Here is a 6,061-nt window from a genome sequence, read left to right on the forward strand (position 1 = left end):
GTTGTGTATGAATGAATATATATCAATTTTAGATAACAAACTAATCTAGCTTCATCACTTAACGAAACAATCAAGGATTGAGCGATGGAAATTTTGACATTAGACCAACTGCCACAGGGTGGTTTCGCCGGACTGGAAGAAAAACAGGTCGTTACCGATTATCGGGTATTTGGTGCTCGCAAGCGCCCTGAGACAGCGAATGGTATTGGCAACTTCGTTTATCTTGCTGATGCCAGGTTCTTGCCTCATGGTGAGACAGGTATGCACCCGCATCATGAGATCGACGTCATCAGTGTCATGGCAAAAGGTCGCGTGAGTCATGGTGGATCTCTGGAACATGGAAGAGGCCTGATCACTGGAGAGGCGCAGGCACAACGAGCGGGTGGAGAAGGATTCACACACAACGAAGTGAATCCGGATGGAACGGCCAATCAATTGATTCAACTCTGGGTTTTGCCAGAAACAGAAGGTGAGCCGGCGGGCTACAAAGCTTATACCCCCGAAGCCAACGTCAGGACACGTATTTATGGAGGAAGCAAAAAACAGACGAAAACGTTTGATAGCCACACCGTGATCGAAATGGTTCAGGCTACAGAGGAGTATCAGACACAGCATAGTGGCGAAGTTATGGCTTACCTCAGTACCGGAGAGGCAAGCATCAATGACGAAACCATCCAGGCCGGCACTTTGGTGAGAACGACTGAATTGAACTTTGTCGCCCATCAGGACAGCCAGCTGATCTTAATTTTTACCGAATCTTTCTAATCAAAAAGACATAATAATAAGGACGTGATCATGACCAAAAAATACTCTGAATTTTTAACGCCAGACAACGCTGTATTGGCAATGATTGACCACCAGACAGGGCTGATGGTTGGACTGGGTGATGAACACCCGACCGTGCTGAAAAACAACATTGTCGGTCTGACCAGAACGGCAAAAGCCATTGGCTTGCCATCGGTGGTGACCGCCAGCTTACCCGAGGGGCCAAATGGTCCGGTGATGCCTGAAATTACCGACGTACTGGGTGGGGAAGTGATTGAACGTGAAGGGCAGATCAATGCCTGGGATAGCCTGACGTTTAAGCAAGCGATTGAGAAAATAGGCCGTAAAAAAATCATCATGGCGGGTGTTGTAACCGACGTATGTTTACTGTTTCCGGCCTTGTCCGCCGTCGAAGAAGGCTACGATGTGTACGCTGTGGTCGATGCCTCGGGCACCTGGAATAAAACGGTTCAGGAAGTCACAATACAGCGTTTGACTCAGGCGGGTGTCAAAGTGACGACCTGGGCTTCGGTTCTGGCAGAGCTGATGAACGACTGGCGCAGTGAATACGGTGAAGCATTGGGGAAGGTGTTGGCTGAGCATACGACCAAGTATGGCTATGTGATGAACAGTTATTTCGCCAGGGGTTAATAATGAGTGGCGAACGCAGCAGTTCGCCACCCAATGGTCATTGGGTGGCGCTATTTTCACAACTTGTTGAAGTAGTGTCCTTATCCGGAATTAAATAGTTTTTAAGCTGGTTTACCAGTCTTTGTAAATGAGTAATATCTTTTATATTCCTTATCGAAGAATAAACAGATTTATAAGTTTCTGTGGGTTCAGTTGTGAAATATACAGAGGGTTCTGTGGGTTCATTATCCCGAGTTATCCAGTTGCCATCTGCATCTTTAAAACAAGCCTCCCGGAAAAGATCAATTGTTTCATCTCGTTTGTTGGCGGAAAGGGCAAAGAAAATTAATGCAAAATTACCAACCGCCTCATACTTGTCTTCCAGGGATGAGCCTTGTTGAAGAATAATGTTTATACGCTCTATCTCTCGACGGGCAATCTTTTCTACAAGAGCCTCTCGATTTGTATACAAACCTTCGATGACATTTCTTGTGAACTGTTGCAAGTTAAAGCTTCTACGTGCGTGAAATGTTCTTGACATCCTGGCTATACGGGCAAGGGAGTGGGTGAAGCCAAAGCGGAAGGTATGGGTACAACTGGCACAATAATCAACAATATATTCATAGTCTTCCCCCAGGGCATTGCACATCGCAGCAGCAAGATGGACATACACGTCGCCAATTTCTTGTTTATCCACGAGCCTCATGCAATTCAACACATGTAGTATTGGATTAACAAAAAACTTATCCAAAACTTTGAAAGGTATTTCTTCGTCGTCCTCTGAAAGATCAAGGTTGGGTTGATGAGTATTCCGGGACGGGTCATCACCTCCATGACCGAGCAACGGACGAGGTATCGGATGTTCAATCTCTCTTTGAGTATGGGAAGGAGCGTTTTGCTGGCCCCCTCCAGCCAACTCGCTACTACCGGATGGCGGTTGGACTTTACAAACGCCACGGCAGGAACCGACGTAACAATTGAAGCCGTAAGTGTGCTGTTGTTGTTCAGGGCCCTGGTTACCGCCGCCAGAGCCGGAAAACGTAAATCTGAAAAAACAGCCTCTAAGTAGGTTGTTTGATGCAGAGGCCTGCCGACCGGATGATGCTGATGGCGGGTTTTGTTGGCCACTATTTTGTTGGCCACTTTGTTGTTGACCCTGCCCGGGGAGCATCATAGTGATGATTGCAAATGGGTGATCCTGACTTGACTCCGGTTGATCCATCGGCTTGAACTGCGGCAAATCGTTGTTCCAATATCTTTCCAATAGCCAGCCAAGGGTGACAAACACTTCTAATGGTATTCTTGAATAGGGTTTTGCGTTCAGAGCGGCGTCACTGGTGGTCATAATCAGTTCGTTAGCCACCAGAAAATGAGTGGCGTAAATCAATGGCCAGGAGATTGACTCAAAAAAGGAGTTTTTTGCCCCGTAACCGCCAGGTCCGGGTGGGTTGTCATCTGGCAGAAAAGTTGACTCTGCATAGCCGTTTGTGTCGGCAAGGTATAAAGGGTTACCCAATGTATGTTGGTCTGGCTTTATAGAAAAGCTCTCTTTTGAAAAGCTTCCATCCTGTTGAAACCCGACAACCAAATGTCCCTTCAATGATTCGGCCTGACAGACGACAGAGAACCATGAAAACAGTATCAGCAGCGCCATAGTGAACGAGTTTTGCATTAGATCACCTTTGATAGTCTCCTGGAGACCTTTATCATTCACCAGCGGTTTTCCGGTTGGGCTTATTTCCACAACTTGTTGAGGCAGCGCCCTTATCTGGAACTAAATAGTCTGCAAGTTGATTAACGAGTCTTTGTAAATGAGTAGTATCTTTTATATTCCTTACTGAAGAATAAACATATTTATAAGTATCTGTGGGTTCAGTTGTGAACTCTGTGCTGTATTCTGGGGGAGGATTACGGGGTATGCTGTTGCCGTCTGCATCTGTAAAACAAACCTTCCTGAAAAAATCACCTGCTTCTTCTCGTTTGTTGGCGGAAAGGGCAAAGAAAATTAATACAAAATTACCAACCGGCTCATACTTGTCTTCTATGGATGAGCCTTGTTGAAGAACAGTGTTTACACGCTCTGACTCTCGACGGGCAATCTTCTCTACAAGCGTCTGGCGATCTGTATTCAAGCCTTCGATGACATCTACTCTGAACTGATGCAAGTTCAAGTGACGTGAATCAGGTTTTGTTAACAACTCGGCCATACGGCTAAGCGGGTGGCTGAAGCCTAATTCGAAGTTATGGGCACAATTGGCACAACAGTCAACAATACATTCATATTCATTCTCCAGGGCATGGCACATTGCAGCAGCAAGATGTACGTACTCGTCGCTAGTGTCGTGTTTATTCATGAGGATTCTGTAATTCAGAAAATTTAAAATTGGACGAACGAAAAATTCAGATGAAAGTCTGGATAATGTTTTTTCGTCAACACTTGAAGGATCAAATTCTTCAAAATCTGATAACGCCCCGGTTTCTTGATGAGCAATTCTAATAAGACACTCTTCAAGGCTGGGTAAATGAGGATTTCGGGACGGGTCACTACCTATGTTACCGAACAACAGACGAGCTAACCAAGGTTCAATCTCTCTTCGAGCATGGGAAGGAGCGTCTTGCTGGCCCCCTTCAGCTAAATCGCTACTACCGGATGGGCGCTGGAGTTTACAAACGCCATTACAGGAATCGACGTGACAATTTAAACCGTATGTATGCTGTTGTTGTTCAGGGCCCTGGTTACCGTCGTCGCCAGAGCCGGAGAGCATAAACCTGAAAGAAGAGCCTTTGAGTTGCGTGGTTGATCCAGAGGCCTGCTGGCCGGATGATGCTGATGGCGGGTTTTGTTGGCCACTTTGTTGTTGGCCATTTTGTTGTTGCCCCTGCCCGGGGAGCATCATAGTGGTGATCTCAAATGGGTGATCCTGACTTGACTCCGATTGATCCATTGGGTTGAGCTGCAGCGAATCGTCGTTCCAATATCTTTCCAAAAGCCAGCCAACAGCGAAAAATGCTTCCACAGGTATCCATGAATAGGCTTTGGTGTTCAGAGCGGCGTCATTGGTGGTCACAACCCTTTCGTAAGCAACCAGAAAGTGAGCGGCGTGAATCAATGGCCACGGGATCGACTCAAAAAAGGAGGTTTTTACCCCGTAACCGCCAAGATTAAATGGGTTGTCATGAGGAGGAAAAGTTGACTCTGCATAGCCGTTTGTGTCGGCAAGGTATGACGAGTCGCCCGTCAATGATTCGGCTTGGCAAACGGCAGACAGCCACGAAAGCATTAAAAGCAGTACCGCAGAGAATGATTTCTTCATTAGATCCCACATGGATACGTTAATAGTTTGTTGCTCGTAGTGCTCAGGCATTCATTTTCTTGAGAGGAAAGTTAGACTAAGAAGGTGATAGAGCAAAAAAATAAGCGTGTTTTTTTCAAAAACAAACGGTTGCAGCGGGTAAAAAAAAACCCGCTACTGCAAAAGAGTCGTGAGCTTTTTTTTGTTCGGCATCTTTGGCCTGTCAGAACATTGGCTTTTTGGTCTATTCCTTCCGGGTGGTCGAAACGTCATCCCTGATCTACGCTGTGATTCAGTTTTTGCCGGGGTGGTTATGGAAAAGTCGTTATTCTCAGAGCTAAAGCGCATTGGTATCGATGAAGAGCTGGCCAGCAGGGTCAGTGCTTCCCTTGACCCTGAATACAATGCCAGTAAAAAAGATATACTCGTCTTGCAAGAAGCTATGCTGCAAATCCAAGCACGCACCGATGAACGTTACCACGAACTGAGAATTGATATGCACAAAGGATTCACAGACTTGCGTGCAGAAATAACAGATGTTCGTAACGATGTGGCCACAGTTCGCGCTGAAATGGACTCCATGCACCGGCAATACTGGATTACCTTTGGCGGCCTCATTACCACGATTTTCAGTGTCTTTGCTGTAAACGGGTACTTCCATTAACGCAAAGGCTTATGGGTTGTAGCGGTATTGTACGCATGAAAGTTTTTTTCAGTGAACTTTATAAAAACATCCTTGTCATAGTTAAGGTTGTGTAATTTTTTTGACCCCAGGATCATTAAAAAATTCAGGCGCTGGCTATTAAGATGCTGGCTATTAATTAGTATCAGTGGATTAAGTAATTAAACTTTTCAATCACTGCTGACTTTAACTCGGGCATATATAAAATGGATAGTCCCATTGGGCAAAGTAGCTGCCACCAAAATAAAACTGCAGTAACACATGCAGTTCAATCAGACTCAAATCATTCGTATCCGGGCAAACAGCCGGATCATCAGAAAAAGGATACGCCTGTCTGGCAAGCAGTTCCAGCCGCTCCAATGGTTGCGGCAAGCGACGATGCATTAATAAAACAAAAGAAGCCACTGAGTGATTACATTGGGCATCATTGTCATTCATTACGAAATCTGATTACAGTGACCACACCGCAACCGGAGGTCTCCCTGTTGCCGGAGAATCTGCTGGATGCAGCAGAACAGAGGCTGCTGTCAATCGCAGAACTTGATGAGATGCAAAGACATATCCGTCTGCAAACAAACGTCACTATTAACGGTAAACCTTGTGAGCTGGAAACACTGCCCGATGACACACCGCTCTTTTACCAAATTGAGCGGAAAGCCCCGTACTTCTAGTTCGGGGATGGATAGCTCGC

The 6,061-nt window shown here is 45.9% G+C and carries 6 protein-coding genes; 4 read left to right on the top strand and 2 right to left on the bottom strand.

What is annotated here, in order from left to right:
- Positions 1 to 84 precede the first annotated feature (84 nt).
- Both KDK18_RS06705 and KDK18_RS06710 read left to right on the top strand, forming a co-directional pair.
- Complete coding sequence (locus KDK18_RS06705; protein WP_257254100.1) at positions 85 to 765, top strand: pirin family protein; 681 nt, start codon at positions 85 to 87, stop codon at positions 763 to 765.
- Positions 766 to 795: 30 nt separating this feature from the next.
- Complete coding sequence (locus KDK18_RS06710) at positions 796 to 1,416, top strand: isochorismatase family protein (RefSeq protein WP_257254101.1); 621 nt, start codon at positions 796 to 798, stop codon at positions 1,414 to 1,416.
- 37 nt (positions 1,417 to 1,453) lie between these two features.
- On the opposite strand, the gene KDK18_RS06715 is transcribed toward KDK18_RS06710, so the two are convergent.
- A complete protein-coding gene (locus KDK18_RS06715) occupies positions 1,454 to 3,067 on the bottom strand; it encodes a hypothetical protein (RefSeq protein ID WP_257254102.1) in 1,614 nt (537 codons plus the stop codon).
- Between the two features lie 34 nt (positions 3,068 to 3,101).
- Entirely contained in the window at positions 3,102 to 4,760 is a 1,659-nt protein-coding gene (locus tag KDK18_RS06720; RefSeq protein ID WP_257254103.1) for a hypothetical protein, read from the bottom strand.
- A gap of 241 nt (positions 4,761 to 5,001) precedes the next feature.
- Between KDK18_RS06720 and KDK18_RS06725 the strand changes: the two genes are divergently transcribed.
- Together KDK18_RS06725 and KDK18_RS06730 are read left to right on the top strand one after the other, a co-directional pair.
- Positions 5,002 to 5,352 carry a hypothetical protein gene (locus KDK18_RS06725; protein ID WP_257254105.1) on the top strand — a complete coding sequence of 117 codons (351 nt, stop codon included), beginning with the start codon at positions 5,002 to 5,004 and terminating at the stop codon, positions 5,350 to 5,352.
- 224 nt (positions 5,353 to 5,576) lie between these two features.
- Entirely contained in the window at positions 5,577 to 6,041 is a 465-nt protein-coding gene (locus tag KDK18_RS06730; protein ID WP_257254106.1) for a hypothetical protein, read from the top strand.
- The last annotated feature ends 20 nt before the right edge of the window (positions 6,042 to 6,061 follow it).

This window comes from Endozoicomonas sp. SESOKO3 (assembly GCF_024606255.1).